This window comes from Clostridiales bacterium (assembly GCA_025757645.1).
In the GTDB taxonomy this organism is placed as follows: Bacteria; Bacillota; Clostridia; order Oscillospirales; family Oscillospiraceae; genus CAG-103.
The window spans coordinates 2,015,001-2,038,102 of the sequence record CP107216.1; the positions used below are offsets into that span (position 1 = coordinate 2,015,001).

Below are 23,102 nucleotides of genomic sequence, written 5' to 3' on the forward strand. Positions count from 1 at the left end.
ACTGGAGCCTTTTTTGTACGAGGCCGCCTCGACAGCCGGGACAAGCGCAACGAGCACCATGCTCACCGAGAGCAGTACCGCGAGTGCGAGACACAAGCGTTTGGATCGTTTCTGCATATACAAAACTCCTTCGCAGACGTTTGGTTCTAGTCTGCGAAGGAGCGTTTTTTCTTATACGGTCAAATTTGAAATATCAGCTTTTGCGCGACTTGACATCCGCCTGCAGGCGCGCGATGAAGTCCGAGAGGCCCTCAACGCTCTGCTCGCCGGAGAGGGTGCGCACGGAGATGGTGTCGTTTTCCGCTTCCTTATCGCCGAGGACGAGCATGTACGGGATCTTCTGGCTCTGCGCCTCGCGGATCTTGTAGCCGATCTTCTCGTTGCGCAGGTCGGTCTCGACGCGCAGGCCAGCCTTCTCCAGACGGTCGGCAACGTGCTTGGCGTAGTTGTTCGTGCGGTCGGTGATGGGCATGACCTTGACCTGCACGGGCGCGAGCCACAGCGGGAACGCGCCGGCGTAATGCTCGGTGAGGATGCCGATGAAACGCTCGATGGAGCCGAAGCACACGCGGTGGATCATGACGGGGCGGTGCTTCTCGCCATCAGCGCCGACATACTCAAGGTCAAAGCGCTCGGGCATCTGCATATCCAGCTGGATCGTGCCGCACTGCCAGGTGCGGCCGAGGCTGTCTTCCAGATGGAAGTCGATCTTCGGGCCGTAGAACGCACCGTCGCCCTCGTTGATGACATAGGGCTTGCCAAGCTCGTTGAGCGCGGAGACGAGGCCGTTTGTCGCAACCTCCCACTGCTCGTCCGTGCCGATGTGATCCTCCGGCATGGTGGACAGCTCCATGTGGTACTTGAAGCCGAAGAGCGAGTACACATCGTCGATGAGCTTGGCCACGCCCTTGATCTCGTCCTTGACCTGATCGGGCGTCATGAAGATGTGCGCATCGTCCTGCGTGAAGCAGCGGACGCGGAACAGGCCGTGCAGGGCGCCGGACAGCTCATGGCGGTGCACGATGCCGAGCTCGCCGACACGCAGCGGCAGGTCACGGTAGGAGTGCGGCTGGGACTTATAGACCAGCATACCGCCAGGGCAGTTCATCGGCTTGAGCGCGAACGGCACATCGTCGATGACGGTCGTATACATATTATCTTTATAGTGATCCCAGTGGCCGCTGCGGTGCCAGAGATCCTGGTTGAGCATGATCGGCGTCGAGATCTCGACATAGCCGGCCTTCTTATGGATCTCGCGCCAGTAGTCGATGAGCTGGTTTTTGAGCACCATGCCGTTGGGCAGGAAGAACGGGAAGCCCGGGCCCTCGTCCATGAACGTGAACAGGCCGAGCTCCTTGCCGAGCTTGCGGTGGTCGCGCTTCTTGGCCTCTTCGATGCGGGCCAGATACGCATCGAGCTCCTCCTTCTTCGGGAAGCAGGTGCCGTAAATGCGCTGGAGCATCTTGCGGTTGCTGTCGCCGCGCCAGTAGGCGCCGGTGACGCTCGTGAGCTTGATGGCATTGCCCTTGACGCGACCGGTGGAGTCCAGATGCGGACCGGCGCAGAGGTCGACGAATTCGCCCTGACGGTAGAAGGAGATGACGGCATCCTCCGGCAGGTCGTTGATGAGCTCGACCTTGTACGGCTCATCGCGCTCCTCCATGAACTTCAGCGCTTCGGCGCGCGGGAGCTCAAAGCGCTCGAGACGCAGCTTTTCCTTGCAGATCTTGCGCATCTCGGCCTCGAGCTTTTCGAGCACCTCGGGCGTGAACGGCTGGGGGCTGTCAAAATCGTAATAGAAACCGTCCTCGATGGCCGGGCCGATGGCCAGCTTCACCTCGGGGTACAGGCGCTTCATGGCCTGGGCGAGAATGTGGCTGGTGGTGTGACGGTAGGTATCTCTGTAGGTCTTGTTTTCAAAGGTGTACTGATCGTCCATAATGTCTCCTCCTAAACTAAAAACACCCCTGCGCCTCGCGGCACAGGGGTGCTGAAATCACACGGTTCCACCCTGAGTTTCCCTCAGTTGGCGCTGTAACGCGCGCCGCACGGGTCGCCTTACTGCAAGGTTCGGGCGATCGGCTCGGGGAAGGTCTGCGCCGGAGGGGTGCCGCAGGCGGCTCACAGCCTATGACCGCCATTCTCTGTCCGTCCTCACTCGGGTGCAAGTCCCGTCATTGCCTTTTGAACGGTATCATCGTAACACCGACTGTTATCCCCTGTCAAGCACAATTTCATACGAAATCCGGCCGGAAATGCCGCCGTTTGTGCATGAAACGCTGCACGGATCGCTTGCCAAATGCAGACAGTCCGTGCTATACTGAATCTGGAAGTCCAACCGATAACAGAAAGGAGCGCACCACCATGACCATAGGCGACAAATGCCCCTACTGCGGCAGGGAATTGCTCTCCGGCTATCTGCAGAGCGCGCGGCAGATCATCTGGAGTCAGGAGGAAAAGTCCATATCCTTTCGCGCGGACGAGGACGGCGATCTCGTGGTGAGCCACGGGATCTGGGAAGGCAGCTTTGCCGACTGCCGGTACTGTGCAGACTGCGGCATCTTCCTGCTGGAGCGCCCCGCGCAGCCGCCGAAATTCGGCGAGCGTCTGCACGGGAAATTCGGCCGCCTGCGCGGCGGCGACACAACGGAATAAGAAATGACCGCACGCGGCGTTTTGCCGCGTGCGGTTCGTCGTTTTCCAGAAAGATCAGACGTTGAAGCGGAAGAGCGTCACGTCGCCGTCGTGCATGACATAGTCCTTGCCCTCGGAGCGGACGAGGCCTTTCTCCTTGGCGACGGCCATGCTGCCGCAGGCTTTCAGGTCGTCGAACGCGACGATCTCAGCGCGGATAAAGCCGCGCTCGAAGTCCGAGTGGATCTTGCCGGCGGCCTGCGGCGCCTTCGTGCCGCGCGTGATCGTCCAGGCGCGGCACTCATCGCTGCCGCACGTCAGGAACGAAATGAGCCCCAGCAGGCTGTACGAACACTGGATGAGCCGGTCGAGGCCGGACTCTTCGATGCCGAGCTCCTCGAGGAACATGGCGCGCTCGTCGGGCTCGAGCTCGCCGATCTCCTGCTCGACCTTCGCGCAGATGGGCAGCACCTGCGCGCCCTGAGACGCAGCCAGATCGCGCACCTGCTGATAGTACCTGCAATCTTCATACCCGGCGGCGAATGTATTTTCGTCGAGGTTGGCGGCGTAAATGACGGGCTTGATGCTCAGCAGGTCACTCGTCTCGAGCAGGGCACGATCCTCGTCGCTGCAGTCATAGGTGCGGGCGCTCTTGCCGTCGTTGAGATGCTCGAGCAGGCCGCGGAACACATCCGCCTCGTGCAGGCAGGCCTTGTCGCCGCTCTTGCCGGCCTTGGCCGCCTTGTCGATGCGGCGCTGGACCATCTCGATGTCCGCCATGATGAGCTCGAGGTCGATGATCTCAATGTCGCGCAGCGGGTCGGTCGAACCCTCGACGTGCATGACGTTTTCATCGTCAAAGCAGCGCACGACGTGCACGATCGCATCCGTGGCGCGGATGTTGGACAAAAACTTGTTGCCGAGGCCCTCGCCCTTGGACGCGCCCTTGACGAGGCCGGCGATGTCGACAAACTCGATCACCGCGGGGGTCTTTTTCTTCGGCTGATACATCTCAGCCAGATAATCCAGCCGCGCATCCGGCACGGAGACCATGCCGACGTTCGGGTTGATGGTGCAGAACGCATAGTTGGCGACTTCCGCGCCCGCGTTCGTAATGGCGTTGAACAGCGTGGACTTGCCGACGTTCGGCAGGCCGACGATACCGAGTTTCATAGATCCGAGCATCTCCTTCGTTTCCCAGCCGCGGCCGCGGCTGACATAGCAGTTTATTATAGCATGGGTGCCCAGGCATTTCAAGCCGTCACTTGACCGGATGATAGTTGTCCGGGTCGAGATACTGTGCCGCCATGCGCACGTACCAGTCCTTCGTCCCGCGCCAGTCGGTGCGGTCTTTGTCGGTCAGCTCGCGCAGCGGCCTTGCGGGCACGCCCGCGACGAGCGTCTCCGGCGGAATGATCTTGCCCTGCGGCACGAGCGCCGACTCGGCCACGATGCTGCCCGCGCCGATCTCGCTGCAGAGGCTGAGCACCGCGCCCATGCCGATGCTGGCCTCCGGCCCGATCACACGCGCGTGGATGATCGCGCCGTGGCCGATGGTCACGCGGCGCGAAATGGTCACGACGGGATCTTCCCCGCCGGTGTGGATGATGACGCCGTCCTCGACCGCGACCTCCTCCTCGAGGACGATGCGCGAGGCGTCGGCGCGGATGACGGCATAAGGGCCGATATAGCAGCGCGGGCCGACAATCACATCGCCGATGAGCTCCGCGCTCGCACTGACGAACGCTGTCGGGTCGACCTGCGGGGCTTTCCCGCCAAAGGTATAGAGCATAATGGTCTCTCCATTCAAATAAAAGATGTATGATTTTATCATGCACAGCCGCCGGATGCAAGCACAACGCCCGGGCAGGTGGAACCTGCCCGGGCAAACGTATTTGGATCGCAATTACAGACTGCGTGCCGCCTCGTAGCCATCCCAGATGGCGCCGAAGATGTTGCGCACACGGCGGCCGTCGCCGAGCGCGAGCACGGTCTCATAGTCATCGCGGATCGCGTCAAAGAGCGCATGGTTGGCCTCCATGCCGACCGCTGTGATGACCGTGTCACCCTCCGCCAGCGCGGGCACGCCCTCGACCTCGTAATAAACGCCCTTGGCATCGACGGATTCCAGCGCCGCGCCCTCGACGATGTGCACGCCGTGGAACACGAGCAGGTCGCGCAGCATGAGCTCATTCATGGCCGGCAGCTTGGCCGAGCGCAGGAGCTTGCGCCGGGCGAGCAGCGTGACGGTGTGGCCGTTTTGCACCAGGTGCAGCGCCAGTTCGCAGGCGACGAGTCCCGCGCCGATGATGACGACCGACTTGCCGGCTTTCGCCTTGCCCTCGAGCACGTCGAGCGCGCTGACCACATTGTCTCCGTCCGCACCGGGCAATGCCAGCGTTCTGGGCGTGCTGCCCTCGGCGACGAACACCGTCTGCGGCTTGAGGGAATCGAGCAGCGCCTTATCCGCGCGTGTATTCAGGCGCACGTCCACGCCCAGATGCGCAAGCGTGGCGGCATACCAGGCAACAAGATCACGATCCGCCTGCTTGAAGTGCGGCACACCGGCCGGCTTGAGCGCGCCGCCGAGGGCATCGCTCGCTTCGAGCAGCGTGACATCATGGCCGCGCAGCGCGCTCACGCGCGCCGCCTCCAGGCCGGCAGGCCCGCCGCCGACAACGACCACGCGCTTTTTCTCCGCTGCGGGCGCGATGCCGACGAGCCGCTCGCGCGCGCACTCGGGGTTGACCGCGCAGGAGCCGACCGCGCCGTCAAACGCGCGGCCGAAGCAGCCCTCGTGGCAGCACAGGCACGGACGGATGAGCGCGAGCTCGTCGTTGCGCACCTTGCGGACGTAGTCAGGCTCGGCCAGGAGCGGACGCGCCAGACCGATCATGTCGCAGCGGCCGTCTCGCAGCGCCTGCGCCGCCAGATCCGGATCGTCCATGCGTCCGGCAGCCAGCACAGGCACGTCCACGACCTGCTTGACCTGCTCGGCAAACGGCAGATAGACGCCCTTGTCAAAGTACATCGGCGGATGCGCCCAGTACCAGCTATCGTAGGTGCCGGCATCGACATCGAGCGCGTCGTAGCCCGCATCGACCAGGATCCTGGCCGCCTGCAGGCCCTCGTCTGTATCGCGGCCGAGCTCGGTGAACGTCTCACCCGGCACCGCGCCCTGACGCAGATCCTTGATATAGCTCTTGAGCGAAAAGCGCAGGATGACCGGGAAATCCTCGCCGCAGTACTGCTTGATCTTCTGCACGATCTCGATGGCGAAGCGCAGGCGGCCGTTGAGATCGCCGCCGTACTTGTCCGTGCGCTTGTTGAACAGCGACATGGCAAAGCAGTCGAGCAGATAGCCCTCGTGCACGGCATGCACCTCAACGCCGTCATATCCGCACTTTTTGGCGATAGCGGCCGACACGCCGAACTGCTCCACAAGCCGCTCGACCTCCTCCGTCGTCAGCTCGCGGCACTCGATGCGCGGGTTCCAGCGGTTGCTGATCGTACTCGGCGCGACAAACTTGCGGTCATGGATCATGGCGGGCATGGCGCTGCGGCCAAGGCCGGCCGTGAGCTGCACGAAGATCTTGGTGTCAAAGGCGTGCACGCGGTCGGTCAGCTCGCGCGCAGCCTTGATGTATTTCCCGGGGCAGATCGTCGGGCACGGGAAAGAACCGGGGCTGTGGACCTCAATGTTGTTGTCCACCCAGTTGGCGCCCGTGATGATCAGGCCGACGCCGCCGGCGGCGCGGCGGACGAAATAGTCCACGGCGTCCGGCAGGTAGGCACCGTCCTCATCGTTGTGCGTAACGGTGCCCATGGCGGCCATGAAGTAGCGGTTTTTAATGCGCGTATTGCGGATCGAAAACGGTGTAAACAGCGGTTCGTATGCGGGGTTCATGTGGTTTCCTCCTCCTCTGGTTCGGGTTGTGTATCAAATTGCGCGGCGCACTCCGGTGACAGTTGTCCCCAGGCGACTGCCTCCTGTGCGAGCGCGCAGCGAAAGCGCGGATGCGCGATGCGGATCATGGCGCAGATGCGCGTCTCCAGCGGTTGATTGTGCAGATCGGCCGCGCCCCACTCCGTGACGATGTACATGACATCGCTGCGCGGCGTCGTGACGACTGCACCGGACGGAAGATGCGCGCGAATGTTGGACGTGAGCGTCCCGTCGGGCGCTTCGTGCGTGGAATGCAGGCACAGAAAACTCCGTCCGCCGACAGAACGCGCCGCGGCGCGGACAAAATCGAGCTGACCGCCGACGCCGGAATACTGCCGGCCGTCAATGGCCTCGGCGCAGACCTGCCCGGTCAGATCGGCCATCAGGCAGCCGTTGACCGAGATAAGCCCCGGCTGCTGCGCGGCACGGAACGGATCGTTGAGCACGTCCACCGGGATCATGCGGATGTGCGCGAGCGCAAAATCATCCAGATGCCCCGCCGCGTCGAGCACGATGGACGCCTCGACCCGATCGAGATCGACCGCGCCGCTGGCCATCAGGCGCAGCTGCGCCTGTGTGAGCACCTCCGTGTAAATCCCGAGCCGTTTGCGTCCATGCAGCCCGTAGGCGACGGCGTTGGGAATGCCGCCGATGCCGACCTGCAGCGTATCGCCGTCCCGGACGAGCGGCAGGATGTGCGCGGCAATGCGCGCATCGAGTGCATCGGGCGCTTTATAATGATAGGTATTGAGCGGATGATCCGCGCGGCAGAGCGCCGTAACCTCCGAGACATGGATGCGATGGTGCTCGCCGCGGGTGCGCTGCTGAAAGGCGTTGACCTGATAGATGCGCTTTTCGACCTGTGTATCGAGCGAACTCCAGGCCGTGCCGCGCGGGCCGTAATACAGATACCCGTCCGCATCCGGCTCGGACACCTCGAGCATCAGCGTATTGACACGGTAGACCTCGCGCGCTGCGCGCACGGTCTGGTGAAACTGCACGGAGTTTTCGTGCAGGCCGCCGCGCTGCTGAAACTTGCGGTCGGCGCGGCCGAGAAACAGGGAGTGATACGGCGTGCGCGCAAAGCAGACCGGGTCGGACAGGGCGCGGCTCTCCGTGCCGTTGACGACGGTCACGACCGGGATGCCGCGCAGCTCCGCGCGGTCGCTCACCGCGTCGATCAGCACGGCCGGGAAGCTACCGGCGCCGCCGGCAAAGATGCGGTCGCCGGGCGCGATCAGCGCCGCCGCCTGCTCCGGCGTGCAGAGCCTGCGCGCATAGATCTCACGCCAATCCATCGTGCTCACGCCTCCCGCGGTGCAACGGGAAAGAAATGATTCGGATCCAGGTACGCCGCCGTGAGCCGGACATACCAGTCCTTCGTGGCCTGCCAGCTCTCGCGGTCCGCCTGCGTGAGCGGGCGCAGAGGCTTGGCCGGGATGCCGGCAACGAGCGTCTCCGGCGGAACGGACTTGCCCTGCGGCACGAGCGCGGACTCCGCCACGACGCTGCCGGCACCGATCGCACACCCAAGGCTGAGCACCGCGCCCATGCCGATGCTGGCCTCCGGGCCGAGATAGCGCGCATGGACGATCGCCCCGTGACCGATGGTCACACGCCGGGACAGCAGGCAGCGCTTGTCCGCCCCGCCGGCATGGATGATGACGCCGTCTTCCACCGCGACCTCCTCCTCGAGAATGATCTCGGCGGCATCGCCGCGGATCACGGCGCCGGGACCGATATAGCACCGCGGGCCAACCGTCACATCGCCGATAAGCTCGGCGCTGGCGCTGACAAACGCCGTGGGATCGACGCGCGGGCATTTTCCATGAAACGAATAGAACATGATCGGATCTCCATTTCTGATAATAAGGGGGGAGCGACCCGGCCCGGGGGCCGAGCCGCTCCAAAGAAAAAAGAAGGGAATGGGGGGATTACCAAAGTCAGGCGAACTTTGCGATGGTCGCCTCGCACTCGTGCATCATCTGGCCGATGATGGTCTGCACGGGCAGCACATCGTGGATCAGGCCGGACGTCTGGCCGCAGCAGATGACGCCGCAGTTTTCCACGTCCGCGTTCTCGAAGAACATCTTGCAGGCCGTCTTTCCGGCCATGTCCTCGGCCACATCCTTGAATTCGCAGCCGGCCTGCTCCTTGGCAAAGACGCGCTTGGCGACTTCGCTCTTATACATGCGCGTGGAGTTCTGGAACGAGCGCAGAAGCAGGATCGTCTCCATCTCGTTGGCGTGCTCGACGAGGTAGTTTTTCACGGCCGGGAGCACGGGGCACTCCTCAGACAGCAGGAAGCGGGTGCCCATGTACACGCCTTCGGCGCCGAGCATGAGCGCGGCTGCCATCTGGCGGCCGGTCGAAACGCCGCCGGCGCAGATGACCGGAATGTCAAGCGCCTCCACACAGCGCGGCGTGAGCACCATGGTGCCGAGATCGTTCTCGCCCGGGTGGCCGGCGCACTCAAAGCCGTCGGCGACGACCATGTCCGCGCCGAGCGACTGCGCCTTGAGCGCGTGCTTGACGGTGGTGCACTTGTGGATGAGCACCATGCCGGCGTCCTTGATGGCGCGCACCATGTCGTCCTTCGGCGGGCGGCCGGCGGTCTCCATGACCTTGACGCCCTCTTCGGCGCAGACGCGGATGTAGCCCGCATAGTCCGGCACGACGAGCGACGGCATGAGCGTGAGGTTGACGGCAAAGGGCTTGCTCGTCATGGACTTGATCTTGCGGATCTCCGCCTGCAGCTCATCGGCCGAGGAAAACGTGCTCGACGACAGCAGCCCCAGGCCGCCGGCCTCCGACACGGCGGCGACCAGCGGTGCGCGGGAAATCCACTGCATGCAGCCCTGCACGATGGGGTATTCGATCCCCAGCATTTCGGTAAGTTTGGTACGGATCATAGGTATTACCTCCTGAAATATTCACGTGTGCCGCTGTGCGGCGTCTGGTTGTTTGTGATTTCACAATAGCAAACCGTCAGTCGCTTCACAACGCTGATTTCTCCAAAAAACAGCAGTTGCCGCCGTGCGCCGGATGGGCACGGCCTACAAGATGCGCGCGTCAGCTCGCCTGGACACTGCGCGCGCGCAGCACGGCCGTGAGCACTTTTCCGGTCGCGCCCTTGGGCAGCTCCGGCACGATCTCGATCTCCTTCGGCGCGCGGAACGTCGGCATATGCGCGCGGCAATACTGGCGCAGCGCCTCCGCCGTGAGCCGGCTGCCCGGCATGAGCACAACGCTCGCTTTCACGTGCTCGCCCCAGGTCTCGTCCGGCACGCCGTAGACCGCGACCTCGGCCACGTCGTCGCAAAGCTGCATGATGACATTGGTGACCTCTCCGGGATAGATGTTCTCGCCGCCGGAAATAATGAGATCGTCGGCACGGCCGCTCAGGAACAGGTACCCCTGCGCGTCGAGCATGCCCATGTCTTTCGTGCGGTACCAGCCGCCGACCAGCGCCGCGTGCGTCGTCTCGGGCGCATCCAGATATTCCAGCATCCGGCCCGGGCCGCGCACATAGATCTCACCCGCGGTGCCTGCCGGGCAATCGCTGCCGTCCGGCGCGACGATGCGCACGGCCGCGCCGGGGATCGGCCGGCCGACGGACGAGAGGTACTTACCGCCGTCGCGCAGGTGGTCTTCCGGCAGCAGCGCTGTGACGGTGCTGCCCATTTCCGTCATGCCGTAGGACTGATAGAAGCTGCAGTGCAGCTTCTCGATCGCGCGCTGCAGCAGCGCCTTCGGGATCGGGCAGGTGGAATAGTTGACGGTCTTGAGGTGCGAGAGATCATAGTCCCCGTTGTCCGTCTCGTCGAGGATCCACTTGAGCACCGTCGGCACGACACTGATGGACTCGATGCGCTCGGACACGAGCGTGTGCATGTAATCCTCAAGCGCGAAATGATCCTTGAGCACCATCGTGCCGCCGGTCGCAAGCGACAGGTGCGCACCGATGGCGGCCGAGTGGAACAGCTGCGCAATGAACTGATACCGCTGCCCGTCCGGGTAGGGATAGACCTGCAGCATGCTCACGATCTCGCGGAGCATGCCGCCGTGCGTGTAGACGACGCACTTCGGCTCCCCCGTCGTGCCACTCGTGTGCAGGCGGCAGGCGACATCGTCACGCGAGACCGGCACGTCCGGCGGCGTGTCCGGCTCGCCGCTGACGAGCGCGCACAGCGCCGAGCGGCCGTCGACCGGCTCCAGCCGGATCAGGCGTACGCTGTCCGCGCACAGTCGCTCGAGCTCCGCGCCCCACTCCGGCTTCTCCGCCTTGAGAAAGGCGACCGACACCTGATTGCGCGCGAGCATGCGCGCCTGCTCCGGCGGCGTGAGCCGCCAGTTGATCTTGACCACAATGGCGCCGAGCTGATAGAGCGCAAACTCGGCAATGATCCACTCCGGGCAGTTGCGCGACAGGATCGCGACCCGGCTGCCCTTGCGCACGCCGAGGTGCCGCAGATAGTGCGCCGTCTGGTGGATGTAGCGCTCCAGGTCGCCATAGGTCAGCCGCCAGTCCTCGTATACAATGGCCTCGCGCTCCGGGCAGCGCGCGAACGCATCATCCATGAGCGCGCCAAAGCTGCTGCACCGTGAAAGCTTCTGAGCAATTTCCCGCATGGGTGATCCCTCCGATCCTCTTTTTCATGGTTCTATTCTTTATAAAATTATGAATTATCTCCCGAAACGGCCAAAATGGAAAGAACCTACTTGCGCGTTTCGGATTTAACGTTTATATTTTAACGTGCTTGAAAAAAACGCACACCGTCATTCCGCCAGAAACGACCGTCGTTGTTTTTGCACATGAATCGTCACTTTCACGGCGGCGTTTTCGGAGCGATTGCACAGTCGCGCTTTTTGTTGGAATTTCAAGCGTTCCCGGGGATATGCAATCGTCGTTTCTGCACAGGTTTTGTGCAAATACGCACACTTTTTTCGTAACTCCTGCCCTTTTCGTTTGCAGTCGGCCACCTGTATAATTGGAATTGTTAAAAAGCAGTCATTCGTCACTTTCGCGCATTTTTGTTGTCTTTCGTGCGTGCGATGAGGATGGACTGAAAAATACAGGAGGTTGATACAATATGAATAAACCACTCGAAGGTCTTTTCGTCGTGGAGCTGACGACCTATTGGGCCGCCCCCTCCGCAGGTGAGTTTCTGCGCTGCCTCGGCGCCAGAGTCGTCAAGATCGAGACCGGCAAAGCGGGCGACTCGGTTCGCTACTGGGGCCGCACCTGCGGCATGCCGATCGAAGCGAACGAGAACCCCTCGTTCGACCTCTTCAACGGCGGCAAGGAATTCATGCACATGGATCTCAACGATCCCGAGCACGAGCGCGTGCTGCACAACATGCTCGCCAAGGCGGACGTATTCCTGACGAGCATGCGTCTCGGCGGTCTGAAAAAGCACAACCTGGACTATGACACCCTGAAAGAGAAATACCCGCGCCTGGTCATGGCGCACGCCACCGGCTACGGCTGCAAGGACGGCCCGCTGTCCGCTGCCCCCGGCCTGGACGCCGTGGCATTCTTCGCCATGAACGGCCTGATCTCCGACCTGCGCCTGAATCCGGACGACTCCCCGATCTGCCCGCCGACCGGCATGGGCGACCTGACGACCGGCATGCCGCTGTTCGGCGCGATCATGACGGCGCTGTTTGCCCGCGAGCGTACCGGTAAGGGCGATTATGTGTCCGCCTCTCTCTACGGCACCGGCAACTGGGTCACATCCGCGATCAACTCCGGCACGCAGTACTTCAACCCCTGGCCGCGCTCCCGCTTCACGCAGAGCCCCATGGGCCAGGCGTTCGAGACGAAGGACGGCAAGTTCGTGCAGATCTTCGTCAATGAGTACGAGCGCTACTTCCCCGTCTTCTGCAAAGCCTTCAACATCGAGGACATGCTCGACGACGAGCGTGTGAACACGCGCCCGGCGCTGAACGTCAACGGCAACTGTGCCATCATCGTGGCGCGCTGCATCGAGGAAGCAAAGAAAAAGACCGCCGACGAGATCATGAGCGTGCTCCAGGCCGGCAACGTGCCCTGCACCGTGCTGCGCGGCATCGGCGACAAGTACAAAGAGCAGGAGCAGCTCGACCAGTGCCTGTCCAACGGCTACCTCGGCGAGGGCACCTACGAGAGCGGCAAGCACTACTATCAGCCGCAGATCCCGATCTACATGGAGAGCGTCGGCGTGCAGAACTACTTCGCGCAGAGCAAATCCATCGGCGCGGACAACGACGCGCTGTTCGCGGAATTCAGCAAGTAAGCAGATCACTGCCGGACGACCGGCCAAAGGGGTGCCGGACGGCACCCCTTTTTGCAAATCAGCAATCAGCCCCCGTCCCGGGGACAGAAAAATGGAAGTGTGGTGGATTCTGAATGAAATTGTCTTTGCAACTGATCCTGGAAACCCTGACGGAATACGGCGCACAACTGATAGAGACCGACGGCGATTTCACCTTCACCGGCGTACAGATTCTGACCTCTCCCACGGATATTCTGGAGCCGGACACGCTGTATGTCTGCACACCGAAAGTGCTCCCAAAGCTGAAAAAGCAGCTTTTTGAAAACCACTGCTTCGTTTTCAAGGCCAAGCCGTCCCAGCTGCAGTGCCATCATGCGCTGCACGGCATCCTGCTTGACGAAAACACCGACCTCAACGAGGTCGTCAACCGGCTCATTACCCTCTTTACACAGTTTCACGCCTTTGAGTTTGCCATCAAGGAGGCCTCTCTCGAACGGCGCGGCTACGAGCCGTTTTTTGAGATCGCCAAAAAGGCGTTCCCGCACTGTCTGATCGTCGTCACGGACTCGGCATACAACATCGTGTGCTCCACGCGCAGCTCCGTCGATGACATCCCCTATTTCCGCGACCTGCTCCAGCGCGGCTATTACAGCCGTGAGGATATGAACCAGATCGCAAGCTGGGGCTACTATGAGGACGAGCGCAAGTGCGTCCAGCCGGTGCTCTACCCGGCGGAAAAGACCATCTGCGGGTACCCGTTTCTCGTCCGCTCCTACAAGAATCACGGCGCGGCCTACTGCTTCATCGGCTGCTATTTTCTCGATGTGCCGCCGACGCAGCGCGACATCTCGCTCTACACCTGCCTGACGCAGGAGCTGGAAAATTACTATAAAGTCAACGGCATTTTTGACGCCGGCATGCTCGGCAAACAGCAGCAGCTGCTCGACGATCTGATCCGGCCGAAGCAGAACTCGCCGGAATATTTCCACGACCGCTGCGCGCAGCTGAACATTCCCTATCAGGGCACGTTCCGCATCGGCCTCGTGCAGTGCGAGAGCTCGACCCTGTTCAAAGTCTCACACATCTCCAATCAGCTCCGCGCCCACTGCCCGCTGGCAAACTACGGCGTGTTCCAGTACGGCTCGTCCGTCATCATCCTCTTCCGCGACTGGAACGACGCAAACGTGCGCATGCAGTCCGGCTTTTCCGAGGACTGGAACGCCCTGCTGACCACCCTGCGGCAGAACAAGGCCTGCATGGGCATCAGCCTGCTGTTCAGCGACGTCACGAAGCTCTACGTCGGCTACCGGCAGGCCGAAGCCGCATCGAATATCGGCAAGCGCCGTGATACGGACGGCACCGCCTATTTCTACTCGAAATACTATCTGGAGGACATGCTCGAGCATTATGCCGACACCATGCCCCTCGAAGACACCTATACGCACTATCTGGACCGGCTCATGGACGATAACAACAGCGTCTGCAGCAACATCAAGCTCCTGTATTACTTCCTGTGCTCGGAGCGCAATATCTCCCTGACCGCCAAGCATGTGCACATGCACCGCAACAGCGTCATCTACCGCATTCAGAAGATCCAGGACATTCTCGCGCTGGATCTCGACGATCCGGATGTCCGTCTGCGGCTGATGATCTCGTTCAAGATCCTCGAAATGACCGGCCGCATCCCGCACTGGGAAACGCCGCACGGCGAGAACGATGCCGGCAACAGCGGCATCGTGCATCAAGAGTGACCACCGTTTCGCGCCCGCTTTCTCCTGAAACAGGAGAAAGCGGGCGCTTTTTTTCGTCATTTCTGCACAGTCGCTTGTGCGGAGGCGGGAAAAAACGTCGTTTTGAATGACGTTGTTCCGTGCCGCGTGCCTCGTTAAAATGTAATCAAAGTTGGGAAAGTACGTGCTTTCCCGTGAGAGGAGCAAGATTTTCATGAGCAAATACGGTTACTATCTCGGCATGACGCCGGAGCAGCAGGATATCGTCAAAATGATCCGCGAATTTGCCGAGCGTGAGCTCGACCCGGTCGTAAAAGAATATGATGAAAAGGGCGAATTCCCGGTGCAGCTACACGAAAAATGGGGCGAAATGGGTCTGTTTGGTCTGGACGTGCCGGAGCAGTACGGCGGACTGGGACTCAACGCCGTGACGCGCTACTGCATCAGCGAGGAACTGGCCAAGCATGACGCCGGCTTCACGATCTCGAACAATTCCTACTCGTTCGGCCTGTCGGCGATCCTCGCCGACGGCACGGAGGCGCAAAAGCAGGCCGCCTGCGCGCGCATTCTGCGCGGTGAGGGCATCTCCATGGCGATCACGGAGCCGCAGAGCGGTTCGGACGTCGGCAGCACGCGCACGAGTGCAAAGAAAGTGGACGGCGGCTACGTGCTCAACGGCGTCAAGTGCTTCATCACGAACGCCACGCTCTGCTCGGCGTGCGTGGTGCTGGCCGTGACGAATCCGGATGCGGGCTATCACGGCATGAGCCTGCTGCTGGTGGAAAAAAGCGACGCCGGGGTGAGCGTCGGCAAGCACGAGGACAAGATGGGCATCCGCCTGTCGGACACGGCGGATTTCGTGATGGAGGACGTGTTCGTCCCCGCCGACCGCCTGATCGGCACGGAGGGCAACGGCTTTGCCCAGACCATGAAATTCCTCGCCGGCAAACGCCCGGTCAGCGTGGCGGGCGCCGTCGGCGTGGCGCAGCGCGCGCTGGATCTGGCCGTGGACTACGCCAGGGAGCGCAGCTTCAAGCACGGGCCGATCGCAAAACTCGAGGGCATTCAGTTCCTGATCGCGGACATGGAGATGCGCATTCAGGCCTCGCGCGCCATGGCGGTCTACGGCGCGCAGATGACGGACGCCGGCATCCCGATCGGCACGCTCGGCAACTCGCTCAAATGCTTTGCCTCGGAAATGTGCTACGACGTGGTGAACATGGGCCTGCAGGTCTTTGCCGGCTATGGCTACAGCCGCGAATACCCGCTGGAAAAGCTGCTGCGCGACGCGCGCATCTACAGCATCTTCGAGGGCACGAACCAGGTGCAGCGTCAGGTCATCGGCAAGACGCTGCTCGGCTGAGGGCGGTGCCGCGTGAACATTCTCGTCTGTATCAAGCAGGTCCCGGACACGACCGAGATCCGCATGGATCCGAAAACCAACACCCTCATCCGCGCCGGTGTGCCGAGCACCGTCAACCCCTTTGACAAATACGCGCTCGAGGCGGCCGTGCAGCTCCGCGAGACGCTCGGCGGCACCGTGACCGCCATGACCATGGGGCCGGCGCAGGCGGCGCAGGCGCTGCGCGAGTGCTATGCCCTCGGTGCCGACCGGATGGTGCTGGTGTCCGACCGGCGCTTCGGCGGCGCGGACACTTATGCCACAAGCTACACGCTCGCACAGGCCGTGCGGGCGCTCGGCGGCTTTGACCTGATCCTCTGCGGCCGGCAGGCCATCGACGGCGACACGGCGCAGGTCGGCCCCATGCTGGCCGAGCATCTGGGGCTGCCGCAGCTCACGTGCGCATGCGCCATCACGATCGAGGACGGCGCGATCCGCATCCGGCAGGAGGGCGAGCGCGCCTACCGCGTGCTGCGCGCGCCGCTGCCGGCCGTGGTCACGGTCGTGAAGACCATCAACGAGCCGCGGCTGCCGAACGTCATGCGCAAGCTGCAGGCCAACCGCATGCAGCCGCAGACGCTGACGGCGGACGATCTGCCGGCACTCGATCCCGACTGCATCGGCCTGCACGGCTCACCGACAAAGGTATCAAGAACATTCGTGCCCGTGCGCACCAAGCAGACCGTGCGCATCGACGGCGCGCAGCCGGAGGCCGCCGTGGCGTCCCTGCTGGCGCAGCTCGACGCGGCGCACATCTCGCTGGAAGGAGGCGGGGATCATGTCTGAGAGCAAACACGTCTGGGTCTTCCTCGAGACGGAGGACGGGCAGCTGCGCAGCGTCGGGCTGGAGCTGCTGGGACAGGGGCGCCTGCTCGCCGACAAGATGGGTGAACAGCTCGTCGGCGTCATTCTCGACCCGCACGCCGGCACGCTCGCCGCGCAGGCGATCGGCTGCGGCGCCGACACAGTCATCACCATGGAAGATCCCGCCTTGGCGCACTACAATACGGACATTTTCACCGCCGCCATGTGCCACCTCGTGCGCAAATACGCGCCCGAAGTGCTCATGATCGGCGCGACGAACGTGGGGCGCGACCTCGGGCCGCGCATCTCCTGCCGGCTGCACACGGGGCTGACGGCCGACTGCACGCATCTCGACGTGGACGCGCACCGCTGCGTGCTCTGGACGCGGCCGGCCTTCGGCGGCAATCTGATGGCGACCAATATCTGCCCCGACACGAAGCCACAGATGGGCACCGTGCGGCCGAACGTGTTCCGCGCGCCGGCATTTGACCCCGCGCGCACCGGCGCGGTCTTTGTGGAATCGCTGCCGGAGGACGCCCGGCGGAGCAGCACGGAGCTGCTGGAGCTGATCCCGGTGCTCGACGCCGCGACCGCGAATCTGACCGAGGCGCAGATCATCGTCTCCGGCGGACGCGGCATGAAGGGACCGGAAAATTTCGCGCTGCTGCAGGAGCTGGCCGACACCGTCGGCGGCTGCGTGGGCGCATCTCGCGCAGCAGTCGACGCCGGCTGGATCTCCCCCATCCATCAGGTCGGCCAGACGGGCAAGACCGTCTGCCCGCGCGTCTACATTGCCTGCGGCATTTCGGGCGCGATCCAGCACCTGATCGGCATGAGCGCATCCGACACCATCATCGCCATCAACCGCGACCCGAACGCGCCGATCTTTCAGGTGGCGGACTACGCCATCGTCGGCGACCTGTTCCAGATCGTACCCGCTCTGACAAAAGCGCTGCGTCAGCGCCGGAAACCGGAGCAGGCATAAAGGCATAAAGAAAGGAGCCAGACCATGTCCTATCAGGAATTTCTAAGCTTTGAGCGGCGCGGCGCCGTCGGCATCGTGCGGCTCGCGCGGCCGGAAAAGCTCAACACCATCAGCGCCCCGTTTTACGAGGCCATGATCGAGCTGCAGCAGACCGAGATCGTCGGCGATCACGACCTGCGCGCCATTGCGCTGCTGGCAGACGGCCGGCACTTCTCCGCCGGCATCGACCTCAATTACGCCAAAGCGGTGATCGGCAAGCCGGGGCGCAGCCTCTACGGCGTCTATCACTGGCAGCAGGCCTACCGCTTCTGGAGCGAGTGCAACCTGCCGGTCGTGGTCGGCATCCAGGGCGCGTGCATGGGCACCGCCATCGAGCTCATCACGGCGTGCGATATCCGCATTGCCGCCGACAACGCAAAGTTTTCCCTGCGGGAGGTCGACGTCGGCATCAGCACCGATCTCGGCGGCACGACCCGCCTGACCAAGCTCATCGGCCCCGGCATGACAAAGCTGCTGGCCATGACATGCGAGGATATCGACGCGCAGGAGGCCGCGCGCATCCGGCTCGTGGAGCGCGTGGTGCCGCTCGGCGAGCTGGATCAGACGACGCTGGCCTATGCCGAAAAGCTTGCGGCCAAGCCGCCGATCGCCGTGCAGATGTGCAAAAAGTGCATCAACATCGCTACCGACGCCGGCACCTCCGTGGGCCTGCTGGCCGAGGAGATTCAGGGCATCTACACCGTATCGACCAAGGACAAGGCCGAGGCGGCCGCCGCCATGCTCGAAAAGCGCCCCGGCCGCTACACGTGCGAATAAACCAGGAGGAAACGTCCATGAACATTCTTGTCATCAACGGAAGTCCCCGCATGGAGCGCAGCAACTCGCTGCGCATGACGCGCGCCTTTCTCGAAGGGCTCGCCAAGACCTGCGACACGCAGGTCGAAGAACTGACCGTGGCCAAAATGCACATTGAGCCGTGCCTCGGCTGCCTCAACTGCTGGAAGCGCACGCCGGGCAAGTGCTTCCGCGACGACGACATGGCCGCCGCGATCGAAAGCTACGTCACGGCCGACCTCGTCGTGTGGAGCTTCCCGCTCTACTACTACGCCCTGCCCGGCCAGCTCAAGTGCTTTCTCGACCGCACGGTGCCGATCAACCGCCCCGTCATGTGCGACCGCACCGACGGCAAGGGCAACGGTAAGCACGTCACGCGCTACGACCAGTCGCACCAGCGGCATGTGCTGATCTCGACCTGCGGCTTTTTCTCCCCCAAGGGCAACTACGACGCCGTGCTCGCGCAGTTTGACCTCATGCTCGGCGTGGGCAACTACACGACGCTCTTTTGCGGCGAGGGCGAGATGATGCCGGTGCCGCCGCTGCAGGAGCGTGTGGAAGAATACCTCGGCTATGTCCGCCAGGCCGGCGAGGACTACGGCAGCTACGGCACGATCCTGCCGAAGACGCGCAAGCCGCTCGAAGAGCTGCTGCTGCCGAAAGAGAAATTTGAGGAGATGGGCAACAGCTACTACGCGCACTGCGAGCGCAAGGCCCGCGAGCGCGCGCTGCAGGCACAGGCCGAGCAGCAGACCTGACCCCGATCGGAAGCAGCACACGGCAGCGCCCCGGGAGGCGCTGCCGTGTGCTGTTCTTCTCTTTTCGCGGGCTCATTCCACAAGCGTCAGGCGGTCGCTTCCGCCGTTGTCCGGCTCCGGCGGCTCGTCCGTGATCTCCGGGAGCTTGCCCTCCATCCGCAGGATCTTGAACGTGATCATCAGCCGCAGACGCACATCCGGGTCGTCCAGGTCGAGATTGAGCACGTCCTGAATGCGCTGCAGGCGGTAAATAACGCTGTTGCGGTGCATGTGCACGCGCTTAGCGGTCAGGGAAATGTTGCGCTCCGTGTTCAGGTAGTGGTACAGCAGCAGGAGGTTGCTGTTGCTGTAGCCGCGCTCCCCGGCAAGCTGATCCAGATAGCGCACAATGACGTCATCGAGCGCGAATTTTTCCCGGTAGCATTCGAGCATGTCGTTGAGATAATACTTGGAATAGTGATACTCCAGCGCATCGGGATCCAGCTTGCGGCCGATCTCGATGGCGGTCCGCGCCTGATCGTAGCCCATGCGCAGGCGTCCCAGCTCCGTGAACAGCAGGCTCACGCCGATATGCGCATGGTTCTTGCCCAGCAGCGTCAGCAGCTCGTCCCACCGCTCGCGGAACAAAAGCTGCTCCCCGGCCGGGTAATCGTGCCAGTCCTGAAAGAGGATGAGCACGCTGTTTTGATACTGCATCACGCCATAATTGGCCACGTTGCTCCACGCGCGCAGCTGCAGCACCATGTACCCTGCCTTCGAGGTGGACGCCTGCTCGTCGAACTCGACATAGCCGAGACGGAAGTCGCCCGTCTCCGGCAGGCGCAGGCCGCGCGCACGGTCGCGCACCAGCTCCGGATTCTCCTCCCCATAGCGCAGGAGATCATGGATCATCTGCTGGCGCTGCGGCATGCTCTGGCTGTAAAAGCCCGTCTCGCGGAAGTAATGGTCGAGCTGCTCGGTAAAGCAGCGGAACAGCTCCTGATCCACCATCGTCGGCAGCCGGCCAGGGAAATAGCAACCGGCAAAGGAATAAAACATCCCGTTGGCAATGTAGGAGCGCAGGATCACGGGGTCGTTGCAGATATTCGGCGGCACCGACAGCACCGGACGCAGGTACCGGTCACTGACTTCAAAATAGCCGGCCTCCGCCATGAGCTGCAGCGAGTCCTTGTCGTAATAGCCCTGCTCGAGCATCTGATCGACATAGATATTGCCCGACCCGCGCTCGCGCGTGGCGCCGATGATGTTATACGCCGAGTCGACGACGACGATCGTCGCGTCCGGGATCATCTTCCGCCCGACCTCCATCAGCGGCTCCAGCCCGGCGTGCGCGCGCACGGCCAGACGCATCTGATACTCCAGTGTCTGCAGGCGGTCAAACAGTGTGAGCAGGTGGTTCGTCACCGCGCCGAGAGAATACTGTTCGTCATACAGCAGCGCATTGACACCGGGGCGAACGGGCTCCGCATCCTCCGGGCGCGCCCGGACAACGAAAAAGTGGTCGTGCAGCAGCCCCTTCGGTAAGCGGCGGATCACCTTTGGCTCGCTGACGTAGAGCACGTCTTCCTCGAGCGTGTTCTCGGACTCGGGCGTGAGCATCTGGACCCGGCGGAAGGCAAATGTCCGCTCCAGCTGCATTACGACCCGCGCGCCGAACGGCTGCATGCTCTCGGCGATCATTTCCACGGACAGCGTCATGATTCTCTCCTTTCCGTGCTGCGCAAAACGGCAGTCACAAGTGCATATTCCCACACAAATTTTGAGGAAAAAAGTCCCTTTCCGCAAAAACACCGGAGATCCGAATTTTTGGAGACTTCTACGATGAAATTGGAAGCCATTGGCGCAACTTTCGCGCTTTTGTCCGAATTCTCCGTGTTTTTGCGGCTTTTTCGCCTCATCTTTGTCTTTATTGTAACAATATCACGGCGAATTGTTCAGGGCATTTGTTACGAAATGCGGTTTTTCTCGCCGCCGCGCACTGTGCATTTCCTACGATTGCGTGCGCGTAAAGGGCGCTGCTGCTTTCATTTTGCCTAAAAGCAGACACCCGGGCGGCGCATAAATTCGTAGTCTCCTATGAAGACCTGTCCGCGGTGGTTCGATATAATGCGAATAAGATAATAAATTAACAAGCCGTCGGAACGTTCGAATGATTTTGTATAGGAGCGAGCCAGATATGGATAACATCAGCAGATTTCAAAAAACGACCGGCGTCGGTCAGATCCTCGACGAGAGCTTTGCACGCTGCCCGGAGCGTGAGGCCATTGTATTCGGCGACTGGCGCATCACCTACCGGGAACTGCAGGCACTCATCTACCGGACGGCGCACTGCCTGCGCAGTCTCGGCATTGCGCCGGGCGACCGCGTCGCCATCATCTCGCGCAACTGCCCGGAGGTCATGATCGCGGAAATTGCGATCCTGAAGCTGGGCGGCACCGTGGTCAAGTTCAACTGGCGGCTCGCGCCGGAAGAAATGACCTACCTGCTCGATCTCAACGAGGTCCGGTGCGCCTTCTTCAAGCCGGAGCGCGAGGACTGGGGCGACGCCCTGCGGCAGCACTATGCCGGACGCATCACGTTCCTGTCCCTGACGCCGGAAGCCGACGGCCGCTCCGCCCTCTATTCCCTGCTCGCAGGTATGCCGGACACGCCGGTGGAGACCGTCGTTGCGCCCGACGCCCCTGCCTACCACATGCACACGAGTGGCACGACCGGGCGGCCGAAGTGTGTGGTCTACTCCCACGCGCGCTATCTCAATCAGCTTGAGAGCATGCTTGAAACGCTGGAGTTCCCGGACGGGCAGGTCTATCAGTACATCTCGCAGCTATTCCACTCCGCGTGCACTGGCGCCTATCTCACGCTGGCGACTGGCGGTAAGCTCATCATGATCCCGAACTTCACCGTGAGCGACTATGTGGAGAGTCTCGTGCGGGAAAAGGTGCGCGCCATCGGCGTCATCCCGCTGATTCTGCAGGGCATCCTCGATGAGATGGACCGCAAAAACTACGACCTGTCGCAGTTGAAGGTCATCAACTACTCCACCTGCCCCATTTCCCCGGATCTGCTGCGGCGCGCGCTCGACCGGCTCAACTGCCGCTTTTATCAGTCCTACGGCATGACGGAGATGGCCAGCACCGTCACGGCGCTGCTCCCGGAGGATCACCTGATCCTCGGCGGACGGTATCTCACCTCGGTCGGACGGGCGCTGCTCGGCGCCGCCGTGCGCATCGTGCGGCCGGACGGCTCGCTGTGCGATGCCGGTGAGGAGGGCGAGATCTGCGTGCGCGGGCAGGGCATGATGCTCGGCTACTATCAGATGCCGGAAAAGACCGCGGACGTGATCCGCGACGGCTGGTATTTCACGCACGACGTGGGCTATCTCGACGAGGACGGCTATCTCTACCTGCGCGGCCGCAAGGATTCGCTCATCATCTCCGGCGGCGAGAATATCTACCCCGAGGAAGTCATCGACGTGCTGCTGAAAATGCCCGAGATCGCCGAAGCCGCCGTCTACGGCATGCCCGACCCGAAGTGGGGCGAGCACGTGAAGGCGAGCATCGTCTGCAAGCCCGGCCGGTCACTGACGGTCGAGCAGGTGCAGACATTCTGCCGCGCCAACATGCCGTCGTTCCGCATGCCGCGTGAGGTGGAATTCTTGCCGGAGCTGCCGAAGAACGCCACCGGCAAGGTGCTCATCCAGGCGCTGAAAAACCGCTGAGCACGCGAAAATACAGCACACTGGCGCGTCCCCG

General features: G+C 62.4%; 19 protein-coding genes (1 of these 19 only partly in view). 9 read left to right on the forward strand and 10 right to left on the reverse strand.

Annotation, left to right across the window (positions count from 1 at the left end):
* Both sleB and thrS read right to left on the reverse strand, forming a co-directional pair.
* Positions 1 to 117: the start of a spore cortex-lytic enzyme gene (gene sleB, locus OGM61_09770; GenBank protein UYI84125.1), read on the reverse strand. It extends 576 nt beyond the left edge of the window; 117 of the gene's 693 nt are visible here — the first part of the coding sequence; its start codon is at positions 115 to 117; its stop codon lies beyond the left edge, outside the window.
* A 76-nt stretch (positions 118 to 193) separates the two neighbouring features.
* Positions 194 to 1,939: a threonine--tRNA ligase gene (gene thrS / locus OGM61_09775; protein UYI84126.1), complete on the reverse strand. Its 1,746-nt coding sequence runs from the start codon at positions 1,937 to 1,939 to the stop codon at positions 194 to 196.
* Positions 1,940 to 2,364: 425 nt separating this feature from the next.
* Between thrS and OGM61_09780 the strand changes: the two genes are divergently transcribed.
* Entirely contained in the window at positions 2,365 to 2,655 is a 291-nt protein-coding gene (locus OGM61_09780; GenBank protein ID UYI84127.1) for a PF20097 family protein, read from the forward strand.
* Positions 2,656 to 2,709: 54 nt separating this feature from the next.
* On the opposite strand, the gene ychF is transcribed toward OGM61_09780, so the two are convergent.
* From ychF to OGM61_09815, 7 genes are all read right to left on the reverse strand, one after another.
* Positions 2,710 to 3,807 (reverse strand): redox-regulated ATPase YchF, encoded by a 1,098-nt coding sequence (gene ychF, locus OGM61_09785; GenBank protein UYI84128.1) that lies wholly within the window; start codon positions 3,805 to 3,807, stop codon positions 2,710 to 2,712.
* Between the two features lie 88 nt (positions 3,808 to 3,895).
* Positions 3,896 to 4,426, reverse strand: a complete 531-nt coding sequence (locus OGM61_09790) for a gamma carbonic anhydrase family protein (GenBank protein UYI84129.1) — start codon at positions 4,424 to 4,426, stop codon at positions 3,896 to 3,898.
* A gap of 114 nt (positions 4,427 to 4,540) precedes the next feature.
* Positions 4,541 to 6,541 (reverse strand): FAD-dependent oxidoreductase, encoded by a 2,001-nt coding sequence (locus OGM61_09795; GenBank protein ID UYI84130.1) that lies wholly within the window; start codon positions 6,539 to 6,541, stop codon positions 4,541 to 4,543.
* On the reverse strand, positions 6,538 to 7,878 hold the full coding sequence (locus OGM61_09800) for a hypothetical protein (protein ID UYI84131.1): 1,341 nt from the start codon (positions 7,876 to 7,878) through the stop codon (positions 6,538 to 6,540). The genes OGM61_09795 and OGM61_09800 overlap by 4 nt, the downstream gene beginning before the upstream one ends.
* A 5-nt stretch (positions 7,879 to 7,883) precedes the next feature.
* The gene (locus tag OGM61_09805; protein ID UYI84132.1) at positions 7,884 to 8,426 is read right to left on the reverse strand and encodes a gamma carbonic anhydrase family protein; all 543 of its coding nucleotides are present in this window, start codon (positions 8,424 to 8,426) and stop codon (positions 7,884 to 7,886) included.
* Between the two features lie 97 nt (positions 8,427 to 8,523).
* Positions 8,524 to 9,492 carry a nitronate monooxygenase gene (locus OGM61_09810; protein UYI84133.1) on the reverse strand — a complete coding sequence of 323 codons (969 nt, stop codon included), beginning with the start codon at positions 9,490 to 9,492 and terminating at the stop codon, positions 8,524 to 8,526.
* Positions 9,493 to 9,652: 160 nt separating this feature from the next.
* The gene (locus tag OGM61_09815) at positions 9,653 to 11,212 is read right to left on the reverse strand and encodes an AMP-binding protein (protein UYI84134.1); all 1,560 of its coding nucleotides are present in this window, start codon (positions 11,210 to 11,212) and stop codon (positions 9,653 to 9,655) included.
* 461 nt (positions 11,213 to 11,673) lie between these two features.
* Here OGM61_09815 and OGM61_09820 point away from each other — a divergent pair, with 461 nt between their 5' ends.
* The 7 genes from OGM61_09820 to OGM61_09850 all read left to right on the forward strand — a co-directional run bounded on the left by OGM61_09820 (position 11,674) and on the right by OGM61_09850 (position 19,350).
* A complete protein-coding gene (locus OGM61_09820) occupies positions 11,674 to 12,858 on the forward strand; it encodes a CoA transferase (GenBank protein ID UYI84135.1) in 1,185 nt (394 codons plus the stop codon).
* A 113-nt stretch (positions 12,859 to 12,971) separates the two neighbouring features.
* Entirely contained in the window at positions 12,972 to 14,588 is a 1,617-nt protein-coding gene (locus tag OGM61_09825; protein ID UYI84136.1) for a helix-turn-helix domain-containing protein, read from the forward strand.
* A gap of 193 nt (positions 14,589 to 14,781) precedes the next feature.
* A complete protein-coding gene (locus tag OGM61_09830) occupies positions 14,782 to 15,930 on the forward strand; it encodes an acyl-CoA dehydrogenase family protein (protein UYI84137.1) in 1,149 nt (382 codons plus the stop codon).
* Positions 15,931 to 15,942: 12 nt separating this feature from the next.
* Positions 15,943 to 16,755: an electron transfer flavoprotein subunit beta/FixA family protein gene (locus tag OGM61_09835; protein ID UYI84138.1), complete on the forward strand. Its 813-nt coding sequence runs from the start codon at positions 15,943 to 15,945 to the stop codon at positions 16,753 to 16,755.
* Positions 16,748 to 17,758, forward strand: a complete 1,011-nt coding sequence (locus tag OGM61_09840) for an electron transfer flavoprotein subunit alpha/FixB family protein (GenBank protein ID UYI84139.1) — start codon at positions 16,748 to 16,750, stop codon at positions 17,756 to 17,758. Before OGM61_09835 ends, OGM61_09840 begins: the two co-directional genes overlap by 8 nt.
* A gap of 24 nt (positions 17,759 to 17,782) precedes the next feature.
* Complete coding sequence (locus tag OGM61_09845; protein ID UYI84140.1) at positions 17,783 to 18,574, forward strand: enoyl-CoA hydratase/isomerase family protein; 792 nt, start codon at positions 17,783 to 17,785, stop codon at positions 18,572 to 18,574.
* Between the two features lie 17 nt (positions 18,575 to 18,591).
* Positions 18,592 to 19,350, forward strand: a complete 759-nt coding sequence (locus OGM61_09850) for a flavodoxin family protein (protein ID UYI84141.1) — start codon at positions 18,592 to 18,594, stop codon at positions 19,348 to 19,350.
* A gap of 72 nt (positions 19,351 to 19,422) precedes the next feature.
* On the opposite strand, the gene OGM61_09855 is transcribed toward OGM61_09850, so the two are convergent.
* Positions 19,423 to 21,048 (reverse strand): helix-turn-helix domain-containing protein, encoded by a 1,626-nt coding sequence (locus tag OGM61_09855; GenBank protein ID UYI84142.1) that lies wholly within the window; start codon positions 21,046 to 21,048, stop codon positions 19,423 to 19,425.
* A gap of 478 nt (positions 21,049 to 21,526) precedes the next feature.
* On the opposite strand from OGM61_09855, the gene OGM61_09860 reads away from it, so the two are divergent.
* Positions 21,527 to 23,068, forward strand: coding sequence for an AMP-binding protein (locus OGM61_09860; protein UYI84143.1), 1,542 nt, complete (start codon positions 21,527 to 21,529; stop codon positions 23,066 to 23,068).
* The last annotated feature ends 34 nt before the right edge of the window (positions 23,069 to 23,102 follow it).

What these genes read in the sequence shown, in the direction of transcription:
- OGM61_09830 (UYI84137.1), top strand. Translation starts at nt 14,782, where the DNA reads ATGAGCAAATACGGTTACTATCTCGGCATGACGCCGGAGCAGCAGGAT.
- OGM61_09850 (UYI84141.1), top strand. Translation starts at nt 18,592, where the DNA reads ATGAACATTCTTGTCATCAACGGAAGTCCCCGCATGGAGCGCAGCAAC.
- thrS (UYI84126.1), bottom strand. Translation starts at nt 1,939, where the DNA reads ATGGACGATCAGTACACCTTTGAAAACAAGACCTACAGAGATACCTAC.
- OGM61_09810 (UYI84133.1), bottom strand. Translation starts at nt 9,492, where the DNA reads ATGATCCGTACCAAACTTACCGAAATGCTGGGGATCGAATACCCCATC.
- OGM61_09820 (UYI84135.1), top strand. Translation starts at nt 11,674, where the DNA reads ATGAATAAACCACTCGAAGGTCTTTTCGTCGTGGAGCTGACGACCTAT.
- OGM61_09840 (UYI84139.1), top strand. Translation starts at nt 16,748, where the DNA reads ATGTCTGAGAGCAAACACGTCTGGGTCTTCCTCGAGACGGAGGACGGG.
- OGM61_09780 (UYI84127.1), top strand. Translation starts at nt 2,365, where the DNA reads ATGACCATAGGCGACAAATGCCCCTACTGCGGCAGGGAATTGCTCTCC.
- OGM61_09790 (UYI84129.1), bottom strand. Translation starts at nt 4,426, where the DNA reads ATGCTCTATACCTTTGGCGGGAAAGCCCCGCAGGTCGACCCGACAGCG.
- OGM61_09855 (UYI84142.1), bottom strand. Translation starts at nt 21,048, where the DNA reads ATGACGCTGTCCGTGGAAATGATCGCCGAGAGCATGCAGCCGTTCGGC.
- OGM61_09815 (UYI84134.1), bottom strand. Translation starts at nt 11,212, where the DNA reads ATGCGGGAAATTGCTCAGAAGCTTTCACGGTGCAGCAGCTTTGGCGCG.
- OGM61_09800 (UYI84131.1), bottom strand. Translation starts at nt 7,878, where the DNA reads ATGGATTGGCGTGAGATCTATGCGCGCAGGCTCTGCACGCCGGAGCAG.
- OGM61_09805 (UYI84132.1), bottom strand. Translation starts at nt 8,426, where the DNA reads ATGTTCTATTCGTTTCATGGAAAATGCCCGCGCGTCGATCCCACGGCG.
- OGM61_09845 (UYI84140.1), top strand. Translation starts at nt 17,783, where the DNA reads ATGTCCTATCAGGAATTTCTAAGCTTTGAGCGGCGCGGCGCCGTCGGC.
- ychF (UYI84128.1), bottom strand. Translation starts at nt 3,807, where the DNA reads ATGAAACTCGGTATCGTCGGCCTGCCGAACGTCGGCAAGTCCACGCTG.
- OGM61_09825 (UYI84136.1), top strand. Translation starts at nt 12,972, where the DNA reads ATGAAATTGTCTTTGCAACTGATCCTGGAAACCCTGACGGAATACGGC.
- OGM61_09860 (UYI84143.1), top strand. Translation starts at nt 21,527, where the DNA reads ATGGATAACATCAGCAGATTTCAAAAAACGACCGGCGTCGGTCAGATC.
- OGM61_09795 (UYI84130.1), bottom strand. Translation starts at nt 6,541, where the DNA reads ATGAACCCCGCATACGAACCGCTGTTTACACCGTTTTCGATCCGCAAT.